The following is a 19,666-nucleotide window of genomic DNA, read 5'->3' on the forward strand; positions in this document are numbered from 1 at the left end:
CGCCAGCGTCAAACTGCTCTCAAGACGGGTGGCCCGGACATAGCCACAGCCATGCCGATTCCGAGTCCGACTCTAAGACCTCGCAGGATGGCGATATCAAGGATGCCAAGCGGTTATGGGCCGAGTACAAGCGCCGGAAAGCTGGTGCCGCGCGGAAAGCGGCCGAAGAGGCGCGCAGGCAAGCGAAGAAGAGGTGACGGATGGCGCTGACCCGCGACTTCAAGGATACAATCAAGGCGCGTGCCGAACGTGATCCGGAATTCCGTAAAGCGCTCGTTGAGGAGGCTTGCGACTGTCTGCTCAACAACGATTTCGAAACAGCCAAGTCGCTCATCCGGGATTACATCAATGCGACCATTGGTTTCGATACCCTGGCGCAGGCTGTCGGGACGCCGGAGAAGAGCCTGATGCGCATGTTTGGCCCCCGGGGCAATCCTCAGACCAAAAGCCTGCTGCCGGTCATCGCCTACATACGGGAACGGGAACGCATAAGCGCCTGACCGCGTCCCGCTCCCCGGTAACGCTCCACCCTCACACCGGCTCGGCGGCGGCCAGTGGCAGGAAGGCTTGGTAGCTGTCGCGCTGTTCGGTGAGGCTCAGCAGCAGGTCGTTCAGGCTGTCGCGGGCGAAGGTGTCGGTGGTCGACGCCATCCGGCGGCGGACGACGGCGATGAATTCCTCCAGCACGTCCAGATGCAGGGTGGCGGAGGCGAGTACGTCCTTGGCGATCGGGGCGGCGATGGGGGCGGTCATGATGGGGGTCTTTCGCGGAGGAGGGGGCGGCGCAGAGGGAGCGGACTGGAGCGGTAGGATCAGGCGGCGAGCGCGTTGGCGGGCTGAACGGCCGCGAGCACGGTGCGGTAGGTCTCGCGCTGCTCGGCCAAGCCGGAGAGCAGGTCGGTCAGGCTGTCGCGGGTGAATTCGCTGGTGGCGCCGTTCAGCTTCGACTGGGTGATGGCGATGAATTCGTCGACCACATCCAGGTGCAGGGAAGCAGAGGCGAAGACGTTGGCGGCGCAATCGGTCTTGGACATGGTGGCGATCCCTGTATTCGTGGTGGAGGCTTCTGCCCGTTCTGATGAGCTTATTGAGCCATCCGGCCAGTTAACGAGGTGTTAAGATCACCAATTGGTCCTAGGTCGATTGGTGATTACCACTTCCAAGAAAAACGCCGCTATGCGATTTTGCGGTAGTGTTACTTCTTTCGGTCGCGCATGAAAAAACGCGGCCGGTTGCCCGGCCGCGTTCTCCACCGTTCCATGATCGGTCCGATCAGGCTCCCGTCAGACCGCTCCCGTCAGACCGCTCCCGTCAGACCGCTCCCATCAGACAGCCTGGGGCAGCCCGTGGATGTAGCCGACGCCGCCGCTGCGGCGGTTGCGGTAGGCGTCGTCGATCAGCCCGGCGAGGCTGTCCTTCACCTTGTCGTGCAGCCCCTTCTCCCAGTCGCCGGGATGCTGGAAGTTGCTCATGACGTAGGAGAAGCCGTTGACGTCGTCGACCGCCTGCAGGCCGGTCGATTCCGCACCGGCCGGGCAGGACAGGATGCGGGCCAGCGTCTTGGTCTCGACGTTGTAGGCCCACAGGAAGTTGTTGACGTGGTTGCCGCTGTCCTCGCCGATGAACAGCGTGCGCAGCTTCTCGGAGAATTTCAGGTTGTCGGGGTTGGCGATCAGGTCGGCGTCAGCGGTGTTGCCCAGCGCGTCCGGCGTGGTCAGGTCGCGGCCGACCAGGGCCGGGACGGCGCTGAAATGCACCGGCACCCAGTCGCTGGCGATGGCGGATCCCGCCATGTCGGTCTGGCCGCCCTTCATCGGCAGCTGATAGACGGCGCCGGCGTTGATCTTGTCGACCTTGATGCCGCTCTTGCCGTCGCTCATCGTCTTGTAGATGTAGGACACGGCCATGTAGGCTGTCTTGTCCTTGGCGTTGACGGTGACGCCTTCCAGCTTGGTCAGGGCCAGCGTGGCGCCGACGGTGGGGGCGTAGCGGTGGGTTTCCAGGAAGGCGGCGGCCTTCTCCATGCCCGGCTTGAACTTGACCCACTGGGTCTTGCCGCTGAAGGGGATGGCGGTGAAGGACGGGTCCTTCGGATCCTCCTTCTTCACCTCGACGATGTCGGCGGCCTTCAGGCTATCGGCGAGCTTCTCGATCTCGGCGCTGGTGGCGTGGCCCAGCTTGACCCACTTCAGGGCGAAGGCGCCGCCCTTGTCGATGTCCTTGCCGGCCTCCTGCTCCATCTTCGCGGCATAGAGGGTGCCGGCGGACAGGTCCTTGGCCTTGTCGGCGATGAACATGAACAGGCCGCCGTTGGTGGCGTCGTCACCCATCAGCACGGTGCGCTCGTCCGGCATCACCTGCACCAGCTCGTGCGAGATGCGGCCCAGGCAATAGTGCTTCTTGATGGTGCCGGTGCCGTCGGCGTTCACCGTCACTTCCGGCAGGTGGCCGTAGTGGTAGGGGTTGGCCTTGGTCTCGTCGCCGAACAGGTTCTTGCTGTAGGCGCGGAACTGGTCGTCCAGTGCCGCCGCGTCCGGCTCGTACTCCTCGCTCGACAGGTGGGTGTTCCAGGGCGACAGGCTGGCGCCGCAGGTGATCCACAGGCCGTGCGCCGGGCTGGTGTCGACGTTGTGGTACTGCACCAGCTTCAGCGCGCCGGTTTCCTTGTTCTGGTCCAGCGTCAGGACGGCGATCGGCGACGGCAGCTTGCCGTACATCGAGGCGTCCTTGGAATCGCGGGTGGCGTATTCGAACTGGACGACGGCGAACAGGGTGTTGCCGGTGACGCCCGCCACCTTGGCGCCGGGGATCGGGGCCAGCAGGTTGCAGCCGTCCGGGCAGTCGGAGAAGAACGGCGCCGGGGTCGCCATCGACTGATCGAGGATCGGCTTGCCGTTGATGTCGGTATAGCCGCCGGCCAGGATCGTGCCGCTCTTGCCGTCCGGCACCATGTCGCCGGTGATGAACAGCGGCTGGTAGCCCAGCGCGAAGCTCTGCTTGGAGCCGTCGGCCCAGGTCACGACCATGCTGGATTCGACCGTGGTCTTGGCCTGCGCCGCGGCGGCGGTGGGGGCGGCCATGCCGACGAACTCGACGGCGACCGGCGCGCCCTTGGCGGCAGCGGCATCGGCGCCCGAGGCGAACAGCAGCTCGCCGGCGCCGATGCCGGCGACCGGCAGCAGCGGCAGGCCGGCAAGGGCGCGGAGCACCGAACGGCGCGACGTTTCAGGCAGATGGGCCTCAAACAGCTGAACAGGCAAATCGGTCATGGCTGGTGTCTCCCGAACCCTCATCAGGGCAAGCGGCTGGCATGAGCGGCACCGTCGGGCCATTGGAGCCCGTTCGGCGCCACCTTGTTCTTGGCGAGCGTCGGGAAGCTACAGCGGGGATGTTACAGTTTGACGGTCGCCTCCCCGTTCGATAGGGCGCGACCATCCCCGGTCAGTGAGCCCTGCTCAGCGCGCGCTGAGCATGCATGTGCGGTCGGAGGGCATGGGCAGGGTCACCGGCTTGCCGTCAGCCCCGGTGCCGCGCACCTCGCGACCGCTGGGGCGCCCGCCGGATGCCGGCAGATCGACGATCTCCGGGTTGGTCACCTGCCCGGTGACGGTCCATTGCCGGGTCTGCGGATCCTGGCAACGCAGCTCGTAGCGGCCCTTCATCGGCTCGGCGGCGGCCGGGGATGCGGCGGAGAGTGCAAGGGCGCCGGTCAACAGAAGGGCGGCCATCGAAGTGGACAGGGCGAAGCGGGTCATCGGGCTTTTCCTCAACTGGCGTTTCTGGGGGCTGTGTCTGGTGAATGGGGGCGGGACAGCACCCGCGCGATGTCGGCCTGCCAGACCATGCTGACCAGCGCGATCTGGGTCAGCAGGTGCATTTCGCCGCGGCCGATGGCCTCCAGCAGCTCCGCCCTTGTCAGGTGCAGGATCTCGGTGTCCTCCAGGTCGTCGGCGATCGGGTCGGCGACCCGGCGGCAGCCGGTGGCGTGGAACATGTGCGACCAGGCCCCGCCCTGGTTGGCGTTGACGATGTAGGCGCCGAGGTCGGTCCAGCGCTCCGCCTCCATCCCGGTCTCCTCCATCAGCTCGCGCCTGGCCGCGGCCAGCGGCTCCTCGCCGGGGGACAGGTGGCCGCCGGGGAAGACCAGCCCGACCTTGCGCGGGCCGTGGCGATATTGGCGGTAGGTGACGATCCGCCCGTCCGCCGTCTCGGCGAAGATGCAGGCGAAGGAGGGCTGGTCGAACTGGTAGTAATCGTCGATCCGCCGTCCGTCCGGCAGTTCCACCGTCTCCACCCGCACCTTCAGGAAGGGATCGGCGTCGAGCAGCTCGCGGCTGCCCAGCACGGTCCAGGGGCGATGCAGGCGGTAGGGTCGGTGTCCGGGCATGGGAGAGCCTGTTCTTTGAGAATATTGCCGCATCTCTGCTGCGAGGGACGGCATCGGGCGATGGCCTACCAGCAGGTGTCCGTCCGCGTCCAGTCATCCGCAAGAGGGATGTACAGGGCCGCCAGACAGGCGGACTTTATCGCATCTGCAACTTAATGAGGATAATTCGATATAAAATGACAAATCCAGAGTTACTGTGGAAATATTTGTGCAACGTTGGGGTTGATCGACTTGCGCATTGGAAAATATTCCAACGAAAGATGCTCCTAATGCGCGCGCTAAATGAAACGAGTTGTGACCGATTTCCGCAGACTATCCATTTCCATTGAGCCTCTTCGGCAAAGTGCTTATCGATTTATGCACAATTGCAGTCAAAGTCCATGCGCATCGCCCCCTGTTCCCCGATCCCGCGCCTGATCCACCAGACCTGGAAGACACGTGACGTTCCGCCGGAATTCCAGGCGCTGCAGCGCAGCTGGATCGAGCGCAATCCCGGATTCGAGTACCGGTTCTGGACCGACGAGGACATCGGGCGCTTCATCGCGGAGGAGCATCCGGCGCTGCTGCCGGTCTTCCACGGCTATGCCGATCCCATCGCGCGGATCGATCTGGCGCGCTACCTGATCCTGCGCCGTTTCGGCGGGGTCTATGCCGACCTCGATTTCGAATGCCTGCGTCCGATCGACGGGCTGCTGGAGGGCCGGAGCTTCGTCGTCGGGCTGGAGCCGGAGGAGCATGGCAGGCTGGCGAAGGCGGTGGAGCGCGGGCTTCCCCGCATCCTGTGCCCGTCCTTCCTGGCGACGGTGCCCGGCCATCCCTTCTGGGACCATCTGCTGGAGCGGCTGGTCGAGGCGCGGTCCAGCGCCGACGTGCTGGACGCCACCGGCCCCTTCCTGCTGACCCGCGCCCATGCTTCCTATGAAGGGGGCCGGCATGAGGATGGTGCTGCCGCGGTGACGGTGCTGCCGCCGGACCTGCTCTATCCCGTGACCAAGGAGGACTGCTGGAGCGGCCGCCTGTTCGACCTCGCCTTCTGGGAACAGGCGACCCGCCGGGCCTATGCCGTCCATTACTGGGAGGGCACCTGGTTCCGCGGCGTCGCCGGGCGCGGCGCCGGATTTGAGGCCGCATTGCCGCGGCAGGTCGCGGCGGTGGTGACCAACGGGCGGCCGGAGAGCGCCCGCTCCCCGCTTGCGAATGCGGAGGGGGCGAAGGCGGAAGGGTTGCCGCTCATCTCCTGCCTGATGGTCACCAGAGGGCGGAGGGCATTGCTGGAGTTCGCCATCGACGGCTTCGCGCGCCAGACCTATCCCAACCGGGAACTGGTCATCGTCTGCGACAGCCCGGCCTTGCCGCAGGACGACCCGCTGGAGCGCGCCATCCGCGCCGCCCATTGCCCGAACATCCGTCTGATCCGGGTCGATGCGGCCGGCCGGCAGGGCGGCGCAACGCTGGGCGAACTGCGCAACATCGCCGTCGACCATGCGGCCGGCCGCTATGTCTGCCAGTGGGACGACGACGACCTGTACGACCCCTGCCGGCTGGAGATGCAGCAGCGGGTGCTGGCCGCCGCCGGCGCGCAGGCCTGCCTGCTCGGCCGCTGGATGATCTGGTGGCCGGCCGAGGATCGGCTGGCGGTGTCCTGCGAACGGGACTGGGAAGGCTCGCTTCTGTGCGAGAAGGCGGCGATGCCCCGCTATCCGGCGCTTCGTCGCGGCGAGGACACGCCGGTGGTCGAGCAGCTGCGTCGCACGGCCCGGGTCGTCCGGATGGACCTGCCGCGGCTCTACACCTACGTCGTCCATGGCACAAACACCTTCGGCGCTTCTCATTTCGAGGTCCACTGGCAGATCGCCACCGCCCGCTTCGGCGGCGACCGCTGCCGGGCCATGCTGGAGGAGATGGGCAAGCGCCTGCCGGTGGAAGCCTATCGGCGTGCCGTCACGCCTGTCCCGGCGATGTCTGTCCCGGCGATCGTTGCGGCGCGGCAGGAAAAGGTGCTGGTGCTGACCCCGGTGAAGGACGCCGTCGCCCATCTGCCGCGCTACCTGGAGCTGCTCGGCCGGCTCGACCACGACCCGTCCCGCCTGTCGCTGGGCTTTCTGGAGGGGGACAGCGCCGACGGTACCCATGACTGGCTGGGCGGCCGGCTGCCGGAACTGCGGCAACGCTACCGCCGGGTGACGCTGCTGCGTCACGATTACGGGTTCCGGCCCGAGGGGCCGCGCTGGGCGCCGGACATCCAGCGACGGCGGCGGGAACTGCTGGCACGCTCGCGCAACCGGCTGCTGTCCGGCACGCTGGGGGACGAGGACTGGGTGCTGTGGCTCGACGCCGATCTGGTCGACTATCCTCCGGACCTGCTGGCCCGCCTGCTCGCCGCCGGGCGCGACATCGTCGTTCCCCATTGCGTCCTGCCCGACGGGCGGACCTTCGACCTCAACAGCTTCCGGCTGACGGCCCCGGAGACGGGCGGGGAGGATCCGCGCCATCTGGCCGACGGCGTCTTCCAGCCGCCGCGCGGCGTCGGCCGGCTCTATCTGGACGCTTTCGCCGGCGAGGGCATCGTGCCGCTGGACGGGGTCGGCGGCACGGCGCTGCTGGTGCGGGCGGACCTTCACCGCGAGGGTCTGTGTTTTCCTCCCTACAGCCATCGCGGCTACATCGAGACGGAGGGGCTGGCGATGATGGCCCGTGACATGGGCGTCACCGCCTGGGGCCTGCCGGACCTGCGCATCGTCCATGCAGACCAATGACGGCGACCACTGACGGGCGAACCACCATGCCGACCACCGGAATCCCCGGCGCTGACAGCCCGGAAATTGCCGCCAGCATCGTCATCTGCACCCATCGGCGTCCTGAACTGCTCGGTGCCTGCCTGGACAGTCTGATCGGGCAGCGGGTGGGCGGCTCTCCGGGTGCTGCGCATGAAATCCTCGTGATCGACAATTCCCCGCTGGCGGAAGGGCGCCCGGTCGTCGAGCGCCGGCAGGCCGCCTTCGCTTTGCGGGGCGTGCCGCTGCGCCACATCCTGGAGGAGCGTCCGGGCGTCAGCTTCGCCCGCAACCGCGGCGTGGCCGAGGCGGCGGGAGCGCTGATCGCCTTCATCGACGACGACGAGCGGGCCTGCGAAGGCTGGCTGGAGCGCTTGCTGGAGCCTTTCCACCGGCTGGGCGATGCCGTCGACATCGTCGCGGGCGAGGTCGAGCCGGATTTCGGCGCGCTGTCCAGGCCGGACTGGCTGGCCGACGACATGCTGCATTTCTTCTCGTGCCGCTGGGGCTGGGACAGCGAACCCCGCTTCCTGCGTGATGCGGAATGGTTCGGCGAAGGGAACTGCGCCTTCCGCAAGCGGCTGATGGCCGGCCGCGCCTTCCCGACCGACCTTGGCCGCAGGGGGGACGGGCTGCTGGCGAACGAAGGCATCATCTTCACGGAGATGCGCCGTGCGGGAGCCGCAACCTACTATGTGCCGGCTGCCACGGTGTCCCATTTCATCCACCCCGACCGGCTGAACCGACGCTGGCTGATGCGGCGGATGTTCTACCAGGGGGTCTCCAACCGTCTGATGCAACGGCGGAACGGGCAGGCGGAACAGGGCTGCAACTTCAACGTCAATCTGGCCGATCTGACCGCCATCGACATCGACAGCCTTGAGGGCGAGAGCCTGTGGGCGATGATCCGGCTCTATTACGAGATCGGCTATGCCTCGGCTCTCGCCATGGGGTGAAGCCGCCGGAAGGCTGTCCCCGTCCCTCCCTTACGGCGCCACGTAGATCTGGTTCACGAAGGGGTCCAGCCCGTCCGGCACGTCCGGAGAGCGGCGGTCGAGCGGCGGCACGGTCGGGCCGTGGGGGCTGCGGTTGATGTTGTACTGGGCCGTCAGCAGCAGGCGCCGGCCGCGCCGCGGCAGGGCGCCCTTGTGGACGCCGTAGGTGTCGCCCAGGAAGCGGCTGCCGGCCGGGCCGGTCATCGTCACCGTGCCGGCGGTGCCGAAGGCGGCCTCCACCTGCGCGTCGCTCAGGGCGCGGCTGGTGGAGAGCAGGCGGCTGCGGTGGCTGCCCTTGACGAAGATGTGCGGGCCGCCGTCCTCGTCCACGTCGGTCAGGTAGAAGAAGAGCTTGAAGCCACGCAGGCTGTCCAGGTCGCGGTGGTGGCGCTGGGTGCCCTTGGCCGCCTCCCGTCCGCCGAAGCTCTCCCCGCCCCAGGACCACCAGCAGCCGATGTTGTCGAGGATCGGCTTGCAGCCGAGATGCAGCTCCGCCGTCTCCAGCACCTGCGGGTCGTTGAAGAGAGCCAGCACATGGGGGGCGCGCAGGATCTGGTCGACGCCGTGATAGCCCATGTTGGACTCCGGGCTGGGCGGGCTGTCGGGCCGGAACCAGCCCAGATGCGGGCGGAAGGGATCCTGGCAGGGGGTGTTTTCGAAATAGCTGCGCAAGCTCGCGACGATGGCCGGATCGATCGGCGGCAGCAGCGGGGTGATGCCGTCCGTCTCCAGCGTCCGGCACCAGTCCCGCGCCTCCAGCGACGGGTAGAAGCCCGGCGTGCGCGGCCGCCGGGCCGCGATCAGCGCCGCCAGCCGGTCGCGCAGGACCGGATCGGTGACGATGGGCAGGATGTCGTAGATGGCGTAGCGCGGATCGGCCTTCGCCTTGCGCCAATAGGCCCGCGGCGAGGCGATGCGCGTGCGCAGATTGTCCAGAAAGCTGCCGACGGGGGCGGAGGTGGGGACGAAGGAGGACGCCATGGGATGCGACACCGCGCGGAAGGAGAATTCTCTGTGGCGAAGACTCTCCATAAGGGCAGTGGTCTTTCAAGGCGCATCCGCATCGCCGTCCCGCACTGCTGCTGAGGCACGACGTCGCGGGTCTATAGAGGGGCGGGTTTATTGGGGTTGGGCTTGCACAGGATCGGCGGACGATCAATGTTACATGTAACATAAGGGAGTGCCTGCCCATGCCCATGCCGCTTTCGTTCCGTGTTCAGCGCCACCGCAACGGCCTGCGCGCCGCCGGGCTGCGGCCGTTGCAGATCTGGGTGCCGGACACCCGCCGGCCCGGCTTCGCCGCCGAATGCCGGCGCCAGTCTCTGCTGGTCCGGGACACGCCGCAGGAGCAGGAGACGATGGACTGGCTGGATACGGTCCGCGATACCGAGGGCTGGGAGTGAGGCGCGGCGATCTGGTGACGGTCGCCTTGCAGGGTGACTACGGCAAGCCGCGTCCGGCACTGGTCATCCAGTCCGACCTGTTCGACGGGCATCCCAGCGTCACCATTCTGCCGATCACGAGCGCCCTGGTGGACGCGCCGCTGTTCCGCCTGTCGGTTGATCCGACTCCGGGCAACGGTCTGCGCAAACGCTCGCAGGTGATGGTCGACAAGGTCCAGACGATCGCCCGCGACAAGATCGGCGCGGCGTTCGGACGGTTGGAGGATGAAAGCATGCTGGCGGTCAACCGGGCGTTCCTCCTCTGGATCGGGGTGGCCTGAACAGATTCGTCCTTGTGCAGGCTCGTTGCTGCTTTTCAAAGAGGGAGTAGGGAACCCGATGGCCATGACCGGTGCCGAACATCGCGTGCTGTACCGCGACCCGCGGTTCTATGCGTCCTTCCCGTCGCTTACCCCGATGGGAGACGGATCGGTGCTGCTGGCCTTCAGGCGGGCGCGCGACCATCGCTGGCTGCGCGGGGCTACGTTCCGTACGGGGGAGACCGGCTTCAACCATGTCGACCATCTCGATTCCCGTTCGCAGACCGTGCTGTTGCGGCTCGGCCCCGATGCGGAACCGCTGGGCGAGGAGATGCCCCTGCCTCCCGATCCGCAGGCGGCCGACCAGGACGCCAGCCTGCTGAGCTTGCGTGACGGCCGCATCCTGCTGACCGGATTTTGCTGGTATCCGGTGCCGTCGTCGCAAGGGGAGGCGCTGCGTGCGTTGGGGATCGGGCTGACCGGCAATCCGCAGAAGACCGGCGACCTCTACATCTTCTGGGGCGGCTACAGCCGGCACAGCGACGATGGCGGTCGGAGCTGGACGCCGCACCGCGACCTGCCCCCCCTGCCCGGCCATCCCGACATCGTGCCGGGACAGCGGCCCTTTTTCGGCGGGGCGGTGCGCGGCCGGGCGGTGGAGGCGCCGGACGGCACCATCCTGCAGACCGGCTACACCCATCACCCCTCCACCGGCACCTATGCCAGCCATCTCTTCGCCTCGACCGACCGGGGGGAGAGCTGGGTCCATCGGGCGATCATCGCCATCGACCCCGAGGCCAAGGCCGGCTTCTGCGAGACGGCGCTGCATCTGGACGCCGACGGGGTGCTGCACGCCTTCCACCGAACCACCGGGCTGGACGACCATCTGGCGACCTCGCGCTCCACCGATCTGGGCCACAGCTGGGAACCGTGGCGGCGCCAGACGGTGGTCGGCCATCCCTATGACGCCTGCCCGCTGCCGGACGGCCGGCTGCTGCTGGTCGGCGGCTATCGCCATACGCCCTACGGTGTGCGCGCCCGCCTCTACGACCCGCGCCGCCAGCAGCCCGGTGAGGTGCCGGAGCTGGTGCTGCGCGACGACGGGCCGGCGCCGGACCTGGGCTATCCCTGGGCGGCGGTGCTGCCGGACGGGCGCGCCATGGTCGCCTATTACATCTGCGACGCCACGGGGCTGCGCGGGATCGAGGCGACGCTGTTCCGGCCGTGACGGGACAGGGGAGACCTGCGACCCGACACCTGCGACCCGCTGTACCCTGGACCGGCCGGCGGGGCGCGGGCTACCCTTCGGCCCCATGGAAAGCCCCCTCCCCTTCGTCGCCGCCAAGGCCGTCCCCGGCATCGACCCCGCCGCCTACCACGACCCGGAGATCTTCCGGATGGAGGAGGAGCGGGTCTTCCGCCATGCCTGGGTCTTCGCCGGCTTCACCGACGAGCTTGCCCGGCCCAACGACTATCTGACCCGGCGGATCGGCGGGCTGGACGTGCTGGTGCAGAATTTCGACGGGGAGCTGCGGGGATTCCGCAACGTCTGCACCCACCGCTTCGCCATGATCCACCGGGCGCCCCGCGGCAACGGCATGCTGCGCTGCGGCTATCACGGCTGGACCTTCGACCGCGACGGCGTGCCCTACGGCATTCCCGGCAACGAGGCGAATTTCGGCCTGGATTCCGCCGGCCGCTGCGGCCGTGCCCTGACGCCGGTGGCGGTCGGGGTGTGCGGCCGCTTCGTCTTCCTGCGGGTGGCGGCGGAGGGGCCGGACCTCGGCGACTGGCTGGGTGTCTATGCCGACGTGCTGCGCCATGCCTCGGAGATCTTCGTCCGTCCCTTCGACGAGCGGTCGATGGAATGGGCCGCCAACTGGAAGATGGGGGTGGAGAGCGTGCTGGAGGTCTACCACGCCGACCTCACCCACCCCACGACCTTCCGCAAGCTGGTGAAGGGCGACTGGCGCTGCGACTATGACGGCGCCCATTCCCGCGGCGTGACCGGCATGTCGGACAAGAGTGCCCGCTGGTGGGACGGCGTGTCGGAGCGGCTGGGCTTCCGCCCCAGCCATGCCTTGCGCGAGTACGACCACCTGCACGTCTTCCCCAACCTGGAGATCGGTTTCACCCGCGGCGCGGTGATGAGCGTCCAGACCTACGACCCGCTCGGCCCCGACCGCTGCGCGCTGAATCTCCGCCTGTTCCTGGCCGATCCGGACGGCGATGCCGGAAAGGGCGGCCCCGCCGCCCGCCGCCTGATCGAGGAGGGGGCGCGGGATCTCAACGTCGCCCTGTTGCACGAGGACCAGGAGGCGTCGGAACTGGCCTTCCGCGGCTGCCGCCAGACCGAGCGCCCTGCCGTGCTCGGCCTGAACGAGGAGCGCATCCAGCAGTTCCACGCGGTGTGGCGGGGGATGATGGGGGTGTAGGGGCGGTTACGGCTGTTTTCCCGCCGGCGGGACGGTCTTGAACAGCCGCGGGTCGAAGGGGACGTCCTGGACGTCGGCGATCCGCAGCTTTCCGGCATCCGGGTGCAGCGGGTTGAGCAGGACATTGTGGACGTCGGGCATGATGGCGCTCGGCACCCGCAGCAGGGCCGACCGGCCGTTCGCCAGCCACGCATCGCCGACGGCGCGCGTCACCTCCGTCCGCTCCAGCCAGTCGGGGGGAAGCGGCGGCGCATCCAGGGGAACCACCCCGTCCTCCACCGCGACGGTCAGCAGGCGGTAGCGGTCCGGCAGGGCGGCGGGCGAGATGATCTCCTGATGGACCAGGATCTCGATCAGGGCGCCGGGCGGCGATTCGGCGAGATAGACGATGGGCCGCCCGCGATTGTGCCAGCGGGCGCCGGCGCGCAGACCTCCGACTCCCTGCAGATCGGCATGGTTGCTGATCCGCCAGAGCCTCACGCGAAATAGCCCTCGTCGATCTGGATCAGGGCTTCTTCCACCAGCCGGGCGCCGATGTCGGTATCGATCAGGGCGATGGCCGCCTCGCCGTCGAAACGGCTGCGGGGGGCATGGAGCCAAGACAGCGCCTTGTCCCGGTTGCCGAACACCGCCTGCGCCAGGGCGACGATGCTGGCGGCGCGGTAGGCGCGCTCGCTCTCCTCCAGCGACAACGCCTCCCCCTTCTGCCGGCGGTGTTCCAGCGTGCGCCGGGGGATGATCCGGCCCAGGGTGCGGGCGTCGAGCCCGGCCGCCTGCAAGGCGCCGACGGCTTGGGGAGACAGCCGGCCCCGCACCATTCGCAGGACGTCGAGATCGTCGGCAGGCGGATGGTCCAACCCCAGAAGGTCGGCGGCAAGCACCCGCTGGCGCTCGGCCAGGGCCGCAGGCGAAACGGGAATCTGCATGTCAACCTCCCTTGCGCAAATTGCCGCTTTGAATTTGGCATCTTGCGCGGAGTGCATCAAGTCTGCCGGTCGGCTCCTTTCAGGACGGCAGCCTCAGCTTTCCCACGGGTTGATGATGGGAACCCCGCAATCCAGGAAATCCGCCACGTTCCTGGTTGCCAAGGCAGCGCCACGGGATGCTGCGACGGCGGCGTCCGCAGGGCTTCGCGCTTCACCTCCGCCACCTCGACACCGCCGAGCCGCGCGAACCGCTGGTGGATGGCTTCCCCAAGATCCGTCACCGGCTGGTTCTCTTCCGCGAGTGCCGCGCGCAGAATGTGGCGGGCCTCATCCTCCATCGAGCGGCCGTGATGGGCGGCGCGGATTCGCAGCCGGGCCTTCAACGGATCCTCGAGGTTCCGGATCGTGATGCTGGCCATCGGTCGCTCCTGAGCATGTCGGAAGGAAAAGGTCAGGCAGCGATTGCATCGATTTCAATGATGGCACCCCGCCCCTCTCTACCGCCACTCCCGCCCGTCCATGTCCTGGTAGATGCGGAAGCGCTCGCGCACCGCCAGCCAGTCCTCGGCCAGCATTTCGAAGATGTGCAGGTCGATCTCCTGGCCATCCTTCACCACCTGGCGCTTCAGCACGCCGACCGGGCGGTAGCCGATCATCGGCTGGCCTTTCAGCAGGCGGGGGCTGTTGGTGCCCAGGATGTGGTTCACCACCTTGCGCAAGCCCATGGTGAAGAAGACGTGGTTCAGCATGTAGGCGAAGTTCAGCGGGGCCGCCCCCATCCGCCCTGCCCGCTCGCCCATCAGCACACCGATGGTGGCGATCCGCCACTCCGGTTCGGTCACGGTGATGGAGACATGGCCGGCCGGCTCCCCGTCGACGCAGAGGATGCGGTGGACATAGTCGTCGCGCTCTTTACTGCGCCGCAGCCACGCCTTCTGCCGCTCCACGTCGTAGGGGACGACGCTCAGCATCTGGCCGGCGATGTCGGGACGGGTGCGCCAGTCGAGCAGCAGTTGGGCGTGCTCCTCCGTCGGCTCGATGAAGGTCAGGGCGCCGCTTCCATGACTTTCGCTCATTGCGCTGTCTCTCCCAACTGCCTCAGCATCGCCTGATGGAAGTCGAGGATGCGGCGTTCGCGCCGGCCGTAGATGCCGGTGATGTGGGGAAGGTCGGCGATGCCGGGACGGCCTTGCTGCACCGCCTCGCAGACCGGGCGGTCCTCGGCGATCACCGTGCCGGCGGATTCGATCAGGTAGGCGGCGGTGGAGCGGTGGAAGGCCTGCTCGCGCGCCGTCTCCAGCCGGGTGGTGGGCAGGAACAGCTGCCACCGCAGGACCGAGGCGTCGGGGGCGACGGGATCGACCCGGTGCGGGATCACCGTCGCGCCATAGAAGGTCGCCAGATAGAAGTTCGGGAAGATGAAGGTGTGGCGGTAGAAGGACTCGTCGGCGAAGCGGCGCATGCGCAGCTTGGCGTCCAGCTTCGCCCACCAGCCGGCGGTGCCGTCGGCCAGCAGCCAGCGGGAATCGCTGTTGGCGCCGTGGCGTTCGGTGACGAGGTGGCTCTGCCAGTCGGGATGCACCGCGGGGTGGATGGTGTCGGGATGGACGGTGGAGCCGTGGAAATCGTCCATCGTGTTCTCGACCAACGCCTTCCAGTTGGCCTGGAACGCGATGCCGACCGGGACCTGCGGGTTCAAGCAGTTGACCGACATCATGGCCAGCCGCTCACCGTAGGGCGCCAGATGCTCGGCCAAGGTCGGACCGCCATTCCCATCTTCCCCTGGCGCCATGCGGGCGAAGACCAGCACGCCGCAGCGGTCGATCTGCAGGGGCCGCACCCGCTCCCCGTCGCGGCAGACGCCGTCCATGGCCTCGCCTTGGCGCCGCAGTTCGAAGCGCAGGCCGGCCATCTCGGCGGTCAGGACATTCGTGTCGTCGAACACGCCCATATAGAGCCAGCAGCGGCCGAAGACCCGCTCGCGCTCCCGGGCGAAGGCCTCCCCGGTCCAGAAATGGCTGTGGGGAAGGAAGGCGCCGGCCTCGGGGACGATGCTGTGGACGGGATGCGCGCTCATGCCGGCAGCTCCGCGTCAGTCGTAATGGGGGCGGTGGCGGGATGGAAGGTCATGGTGCGGGAAAAGCGCCGGTCGGCGCCGATCGGGGCGGCGCTGTGTAGCACCAGTGCCCGTCCGGGTGCCAAAGCGATGCGCAGGTTGGCGGCCTCGATGCGCTCCCAATCGTCCTCCGGCTCCACCGCATCGCTGCGGCGGGGGAAGGCGTCGGACAGGGCGGCCAGACGGGCGAAGAGGCCGCTTCCCAGCTCCTCCTCCAGCGACGGGCCGTCGCTGGCCACCCGGACGAAGACCAGCCGGCCGCAGCGGGCCAGAGAGGCCGGGTGCAGGGCCAGCCGGCGGCGGCCCTCGGCCTCCAGCTGGAAGTCGGTCGGGTTGAAGGGCAGCCCTACCGGCACGCCGTCGGCGTCGAAGCTCCAGCCGTGATAGGGGCAGCGCAAGGGGCCGCAGCCCGACGGCTCGCCATGGATCACGGCGAAGCGGTGGGTGCAGACGTTGCGGAAGGCGACCACCCGCCCCTTGATGTTCTGCGCCACCAGCGGCACCGCCCCCACCCGCGTGGTGACGAAGGCGTTGGGGCTGGCGAGGTCGTCTTCCATGCAGAGATGGAACCAGCGGGTTTCGGGAACGGGGGCGGGCATCGCGGACCTCAGGCGGTGCGGCCGCCGTCCACCGTGACGATGGACCCGGTCATCCAGCGGCTGGTGTCGGCGAGCAGATAGGCGATCATGTGGGCGATGTCGTCGGGATGGCCGAAGCCCAGCGGCTGCAGCGTGCGCAGATGCTCGTACTGTTCGGCGGTCAGCTTCTGCTTGCCGCGCTCGATCAGCTCGGTCTCGACGATGGAGGGAACGACGCAGTTGACGCGGATGCCGTCGCTCAGCAGCTCCACCGCCAGCCCCTTGGTGGCGGCGATGATGCCGCCCTTGCTGGCGGCATAGACGACGTTGCCCGGCGAGGCCGCCGTCGCCGCGGTGGAGGAGATGAGCGCCATCGCCGCCCGGTCTGCATGGCAACCCTTCTGCCGCAGCCCGCGGGCGAGTGCCAACGCGCTGCCCAGATTGGCCCGCATCACCTCGTCGAAGAAGGCGGCGGAGAAGATGCGGATCGGCCGCAGCGTCTGGATGCCGGCGCAATGCGCGATGCCATCGAAGGGGGCGTCGTCGGCGCACAGTCCCTTCACCCAGCCCGGCACGGATTCGAGATCCGACAGGTCGAAGGGGGCGATGGCGTGCCCCCCACCCTCTTCATCGCCCTCCAGCCGGTCTGCTGTCTCGGCCAGCCGTTCCTCGTCGCGGCCGTTCAGCACCAGCCGCGCTCCCAGCTTCGCCAGCACCACCGCCGTCGCCCGGCCGATCCCGGCCGACGCCCCGGTCACCAGGATGCGGCGGCCGGTCAGGTCCATGGGGTTGTAGGCGGCTGTCATGGCGGTGCGGGTCCTTGCGGTGGCGTGGAGGTCAGGGACCATAGCACAGGCGCCCTCCGCCCCCCGCTGCGGCTTTTTCGATGAGCGGTGGATGGTGCCCGGCCCGGAGTGTCGTGCGCGGTAATTGCCCGAAATCAAGGATCTGGAAACCAGTTCGCGACCACTCTGCGCTATGGTGCCGGCCACCGATTCCCGAAGAGGCCCCGCCGGGCCGCGAACACGCGAAGGACAGGACAGCCATGAAAGCCATCATCGACGGCATCCGGATCGCCGGCCTGCGCGCGGTGGTGCCGCCCCAGCGCCATTCCTTCGTCGCGGATCCGGGCATGTTCACGGTGGAGGAGGCGAAGAAGCTGGCCGCCACCATCGGCGTCCAGGAGCGCCGTGTCCTGCCGCCGCCCTATTGCGCGTCGGACCTCTGTATCGCCGCGGCGGAAGGGCTGATGCAGCAGCTGGACTGGGACCCGGCGACGGTGGAGGTGCTGGTCTTCGTCTCGCAGGACGCCGATTACGTGCTGCCGGCGACCGCCTGCATCATGCAGCACCGGCTGGGGCTGCCGACCAGTGCGGCGGCCTTCGACGTGCCGCTGGGCTGCTCGGGCTATGTCTACGGCCTGTGGATCGCGGCGAAGCTGCTGGGCGGATCATCGGCCAAGCGGGCGCTGGTGCTGTGCGGCGACAACCCGACCCGCCACCTGCACCCGGAGGACCGCGCCACCCTGCCGCTGTTCGGTGACGCCGGATCGGCCACCGCGCTGGAAGTCGACGCATCCGCTCCGTCCATCCCGGTGGTGATCGGCACCGACGGCGCCGGCGCCCCGCACATCTTCGTCAAGGCTGGTGGCAAGCGCCATTGCCTGATCCCGCCGGTCGGCACCGCCGGCCGGATCGCCGACGAGGAAGAGGCCGCCCAGCTGGAACGCGACTCCCGCCTGACGCTGAACGGGGCGGAGGTGTTCTCCTTCACGCTGCGCGCCGTGCCGCCGCTCTTGCGCGAGGTGATGGAGCATGCCGGCACCGATGTCGACGGCATCGACCGCTTCGTCCTGCATCAGGCCAACGCCTTCATGCTGGAGCATCTGCGCAAGCGCATCAAGGCGCCGGCCGACCGTTTCGTCATCGACATGCAGGGCTTCGGCAACACCAGCTCCGCCTCCATCCCGCTGGCGATCTGCCACAGCATGGGGGGGCTGCTGGCGGCCGGGCCGGTGAAGACGCTGATGGCCGGCTTTGGGGTGGGCTGGTCCTGGGGCGCGATGGTGGCGGAACTGGGGCCGATGCCGGAGCCGCAGGTGGTCGATCTGCCGGAGGGCTATCCGGTGCTGGCGGTGTGAGCGCGCAGGTCTGGTGCCGTCATTCCTGCCGAGTTCGTGAGTCCGCGTGACATGTCCCTCCTCGACACCTGGAGAGCGTCATCGAAACATGCTTCGTCCTGTTCGAGGTCATGCGACCCTTCAAGGTCAGGCCGGCGAACAGCTTCCGCCGCTGGTTGCGGAGATCGCCATTTCCCATTCGACCGATACCTGATATCTGAGTTGCAATGCTTCTCGCAACTGTAAGATCAAGATGATCAAAGCGTTGGTTTGCTGATAAAATTAAGCTTCTTGTGAACGAATGGAGAGAAAACGTGGGAATGTCATTTCAGGACTTTGAGAAAATCGTCTCCTTCAAGGAAAAAGGACTGATCCCACAAAGCGGATTTTTTGTTGAGCTTGGAGCGTAGGAGCTTTCGAGCAAACCGGATCCAGATTTGGTTGCTGCCCTCGTCAAAAGAAGCCGACCTGATCATGCCTATCAGGAGGCCGACTTCAACCAACTTTCCAACGAGCAATATGCTCATTCTTTTTACGAAGCTCTCGGATTCTCATCCATCAGTTTCGATCTGGCAGAGGCTCCGCATAGAATTCCTATCGACTTGAACACAGATTCTGTTCCTCCTCAGTATATGGCCAGTTCCGATCTAACAACGAATTTTGGTACGACCGAGCATATTCTAAGCCAATTGAACTGCTTCCGCTTCGTTCATGGTATTACTAAAGTCGGAGGTCTGATGTGGCATATACTTCCATTGTCAGACTATTTTGGACATGGATTTTTTTTAAGTATGATCCTGCATTCTTTATTGCCATTTGCCAGTACAACGATTACAAAATCATAGAGTGGGGAATGGGTGCCCACTGTCCGGCGACGCATTGGAACATTCCGGAATATCTGTACGAATATGGCATGCCGGATGTCAAACCGATGGAGGGGATAATCTTCATCGTTGCCCAGAAGCGCCGCGACATACCTTTTGTGGTTCCCGTCGACACTCCCACCGGTCCTTCCTGGCCGCGACAGACCGTTGATCTCATCAACAAATGGCAGACCGGCAGGATCTTTATCTATGGCGCCGGAGGTCTGGGGGCTCTCGTTGCCGCGGAGTTCCGGAAACTTGGCCTTGAGATCGACGCGTTCATCGACACATTCAAATCGGGAATGTTCGAAGAGCGCCCTGTCCATAAGTTCGAGGATTACGTCGTCGACCGTCGTCCAGACGATCGCATTCTGATCGCCTCTCTCTACGATACCGAAATCCGTAGTCTGTTGAGAGAACATGGATACGGTTGGGTTACGTCGATCCGTGAACCATGGTGCAAAGCCGGTCTTTAATGGCGGTGCAAGCCAATATTTTGGCTTGCAGTATTACGTTTGAACTCCATGCAGTCTTTACCGCGCCCATGGAGGCGCGGCCGTCGCGGCGGTCGGCGAGTGGTTGAAACGGTCTGTTCAAACGCTCGCCGACATGATCGGAACTGGTTGTGACCATACCCGATGGAGGTGGCGGTCTTCCGATCCTGCGGGCAATGAGGACCACCATCTTGCCCCATGTCCCGATTCCCTGGCGGTCGGAGTCTGTGAGTTTTCGGAAGCTATCGTCGGCCCTCATCCCCGCCTTCGCGGAAAG

23 protein-coding genes are annotated in these 19,666 nt (G+C 66.9%); 10 read left to right on the forward strand and 13 right to left on the reverse strand.

Annotated features, from left to right (window positions below):
* On the forward strand, nt 1–197 hold a 197-nt coding region (locus TSO5_RS33125), incomplete at its 5' end, for a hypothetical protein (protein ID WP_211099781.1).
* 3 nt (nt 198–200) lie between these two features.
* A complete protein-coding gene (locus TSO5_RS05100; RefSeq protein WP_109150562.1) occupies nt 201–500 on the forward strand; it encodes a transcriptional regulator in 300 nt (99 codons plus the stop codon).
* Nucleotides 501–531: 31 nt separating this feature from the next.
* Here the strand turns inward: TSO5_RS05100 and TSO5_RS05105 are convergent, their stop codons facing one another.
* The 5 genes from TSO5_RS05105 to TSO5_RS05125 form a co-directional block, all read right to left on the reverse strand.
* The gene (locus TSO5_RS05105) at nt 532–753 is read right to left on the reverse strand and encodes a hypothetical protein (RefSeq protein ID WP_109150563.1); all 222 of its coding nucleotides are present in this window, start codon (nt 751–753) and stop codon (nt 532–534) included.
* Nucleotides 754–812: 59 nt separating this feature from the next.
* Nucleotides 813–1,034, reverse strand: a complete 222-nt coding sequence (locus TSO5_RS05110; RefSeq protein WP_109150564.1) for a hypothetical protein — start codon at nt 1,032–1,034, stop codon at nt 813–815.
* A 291-nt stretch (nt 1,035–1,325) separates the two neighbouring features.
* A complete protein-coding gene (locus tag TSO5_RS05115; protein ID WP_109150565.1) occupies nt 1,326–3,269 on the reverse strand; it encodes an alkaline phosphatase PhoX in 1,944 nt (647 codons plus the stop codon).
* Between the two features lie 186 nt (nt 3,270–3,455).
* A complete protein-coding gene (locus TSO5_RS05120) occupies nt 3,456–3,755 on the reverse strand; it encodes a hypothetical protein (RefSeq protein ID WP_109150566.1) in 300 nt (99 codons plus the stop codon).
* A gap of 11 nt (nt 3,756–3,766) precedes the next feature.
* Nucleotides 3,767–4,387 carry an NUDIX hydrolase gene (locus TSO5_RS05125; protein WP_109150567.1) on the reverse strand — a complete coding sequence of 207 codons (621 nt, stop codon included), beginning with the start codon at nt 4,385–4,387 and terminating at the stop codon, nt 3,767–3,769.
* 380 nt (nt 4,388–4,767) lie between these two features.
* On the opposite strand from TSO5_RS05125, the gene TSO5_RS05130 reads away from it, so the two are divergent.
* Both TSO5_RS05130 and TSO5_RS05135 read left to right on the forward strand, forming a co-directional pair.
* Nucleotides 4,768–7,143 (forward strand): glycosyltransferase, encoded by a 2,376-nt coding sequence (locus tag TSO5_RS05130; protein ID WP_109150568.1) that lies wholly within the window; start codon nt 4,768–4,770, stop codon nt 7,141–7,143.
* Between the two features lie 26 nt (nt 7,144–7,169).
* Complete coding sequence (locus tag TSO5_RS05135) at nt 7,170–8,117, forward strand: glycosyltransferase family A protein (RefSeq protein WP_109150569.1); 948 nt, start codon at nt 7,170–7,172, stop codon at nt 8,115–8,117.
* A gap of 30 nt (nt 8,118–8,147) precedes the next feature.
* Here TSO5_RS05135 and TSO5_RS05140 read toward each other — a convergent pair whose 3' ends face one another.
* On the reverse strand, nt 8,148–9,137 hold the full coding sequence (locus tag TSO5_RS05140) for a hypothetical protein (protein ID WP_247870598.1): 990 nt from the start codon (nt 9,135–9,137) through the stop codon (nt 8,148–8,150).
* A gap of 209 nt (nt 9,138–9,346) precedes the next feature.
* Between TSO5_RS05140 and TSO5_RS05145 the strand changes: the two genes are divergently transcribed.
* The 4 genes from TSO5_RS05145 to TSO5_RS05160 all read left to right on the forward strand — a co-directional run bounded on the left by TSO5_RS05145 (nt 9,347) and on the right by TSO5_RS05160 (nt 12,293).
* Complete coding sequence (locus TSO5_RS05145) at nt 9,347–9,559, forward strand: antitoxin MazE family protein (protein ID WP_109150571.1); 213 nt, start codon at nt 9,347–9,349, stop codon at nt 9,557–9,559.
* Nucleotides 9,556–9,879 carry a type II toxin-antitoxin system PemK/MazF family toxin gene (locus tag TSO5_RS05150; RefSeq protein WP_109150572.1) on the forward strand — a complete coding sequence of 108 codons (324 nt, stop codon included), beginning with the start codon at nt 9,556–9,558 and terminating at the stop codon, nt 9,877–9,879. Before TSO5_RS05145 ends, TSO5_RS05150 begins: the two co-directional genes overlap by 4 nt.
* Nucleotides 9,880–9,937: 58 nt before the next feature.
* A complete protein-coding gene (locus tag TSO5_RS05155) occupies nt 9,938–11,086 on the forward strand; it encodes a sialidase family protein (protein WP_109150573.1) in 1,149 nt (382 codons plus the stop codon).
* Between the two features lie 85 nt (nt 11,087–11,171).
* Nucleotides 11,172–12,293 (forward strand): SRPBCC family protein, encoded by a 1,122-nt coding sequence (locus TSO5_RS05160; protein ID WP_109150574.1) that lies wholly within the window; start codon nt 11,172–11,174, stop codon nt 12,291–12,293.
* A 6-nt stretch (nt 12,294–12,299) separates the two neighbouring features.
* Here the strand turns inward: TSO5_RS05160 and TSO5_RS05165 are convergent, their stop codons facing one another.
* From TSO5_RS05165 to TSO5_RS05200, 7 genes are all read right to left on the reverse strand, one after another.
* Nucleotides 12,300–12,773, reverse strand: a complete 474-nt coding sequence (locus TSO5_RS05165) for an RES family NAD+ phosphorylase (protein WP_109150575.1) — start codon at nt 12,771–12,773, stop codon at nt 12,300–12,302.
* A complete protein-coding gene (locus TSO5_RS05170; RefSeq protein ID WP_109150576.1) occupies nt 12,770–13,219 on the reverse strand; it encodes an antitoxin Xre/MbcA/ParS toxin-binding domain-containing protein in 450 nt (149 codons plus the stop codon). The genes TSO5_RS05165 and TSO5_RS05170 overlap by 4 nt, the downstream gene beginning before the upstream one ends.
* A gap of 56 nt (nt 13,220–13,275) precedes the next feature.
* Complete coding sequence (locus TSO5_RS33770; RefSeq protein WP_348981048.1) at nt 13,276–13,638, reverse strand: hypothetical protein; 363 nt, start codon at nt 13,636–13,638, stop codon at nt 13,276–13,278.
* A 78-nt stretch (nt 13,639–13,716) separates the two neighbouring features.
* Nucleotides 13,717–14,295, reverse strand: coding sequence for a GNAT family protein (locus TSO5_RS05185; RefSeq protein WP_109150577.1), 579 nt, complete (start codon nt 14,293–14,295; stop codon nt 13,717–13,719).
* On the reverse strand, nt 14,292–15,296 hold the full coding sequence (locus TSO5_RS05190) for an RHO alpha subunit C-terminal catalytic domain-containing protein (protein WP_109150578.1): 1,005 nt from the start codon (nt 15,294–15,296) through the stop codon (nt 14,292–14,294). Before TSO5_RS05190 ends, TSO5_RS05185 begins: the two co-directional genes overlap by 4 nt.
* Nucleotides 15,293–15,934 (reverse strand): Rieske 2Fe-2S domain-containing protein, encoded by a 642-nt coding sequence (locus TSO5_RS05195; protein ID WP_109150579.1) that lies wholly within the window; start codon nt 15,932–15,934, stop codon nt 15,293–15,295. Before TSO5_RS05195 ends, TSO5_RS05190 begins: the two co-directional genes overlap by 4 nt.
* A gap of 8 nt (nt 15,935–15,942) precedes the next feature.
* On the reverse strand, nt 15,943–16,719 hold the full coding sequence (locus TSO5_RS05200; RefSeq protein WP_109150654.1) for an SDR family NAD(P)-dependent oxidoreductase: 777 nt from the start codon (nt 16,717–16,719) through the stop codon (nt 15,943–15,945).
* 239 nt (nt 16,720–16,958) lie between these two features.
* Here TSO5_RS05200 and TSO5_RS05205 point away from each other — a divergent pair, with 239 nt between their 5' ends.
* Nucleotides 16,959–18,053 (forward strand): ketoacyl-ACP synthase III, encoded by a 1,095-nt coding sequence (locus tag TSO5_RS05205; protein WP_109150580.1) that lies wholly within the window; start codon nt 16,959–16,961, stop codon nt 18,051–18,053.
* Between the two features lie 718 nt (nt 18,054–18,771).
* The gene (locus TSO5_RS05215) at nt 18,772–19,371 is read left to right on the forward strand and encodes a hypothetical protein (protein WP_146203683.1); all 600 of its coding nucleotides are present in this window, start codon (nt 18,772–18,774) and stop codon (nt 19,369–19,371) included.
* The last annotated feature ends 295 nt before the right edge of the window (nt 19,372–19,666 follow it).

It is taken from the genome of Azospirillum sp. TSO5 (genome assembly GCF_003116065.1).
Classification (GTDB): Bacteria; Pseudomonadota; Alphaproteobacteria; order Azospirillales; family Azospirillaceae; genus Azospirillum.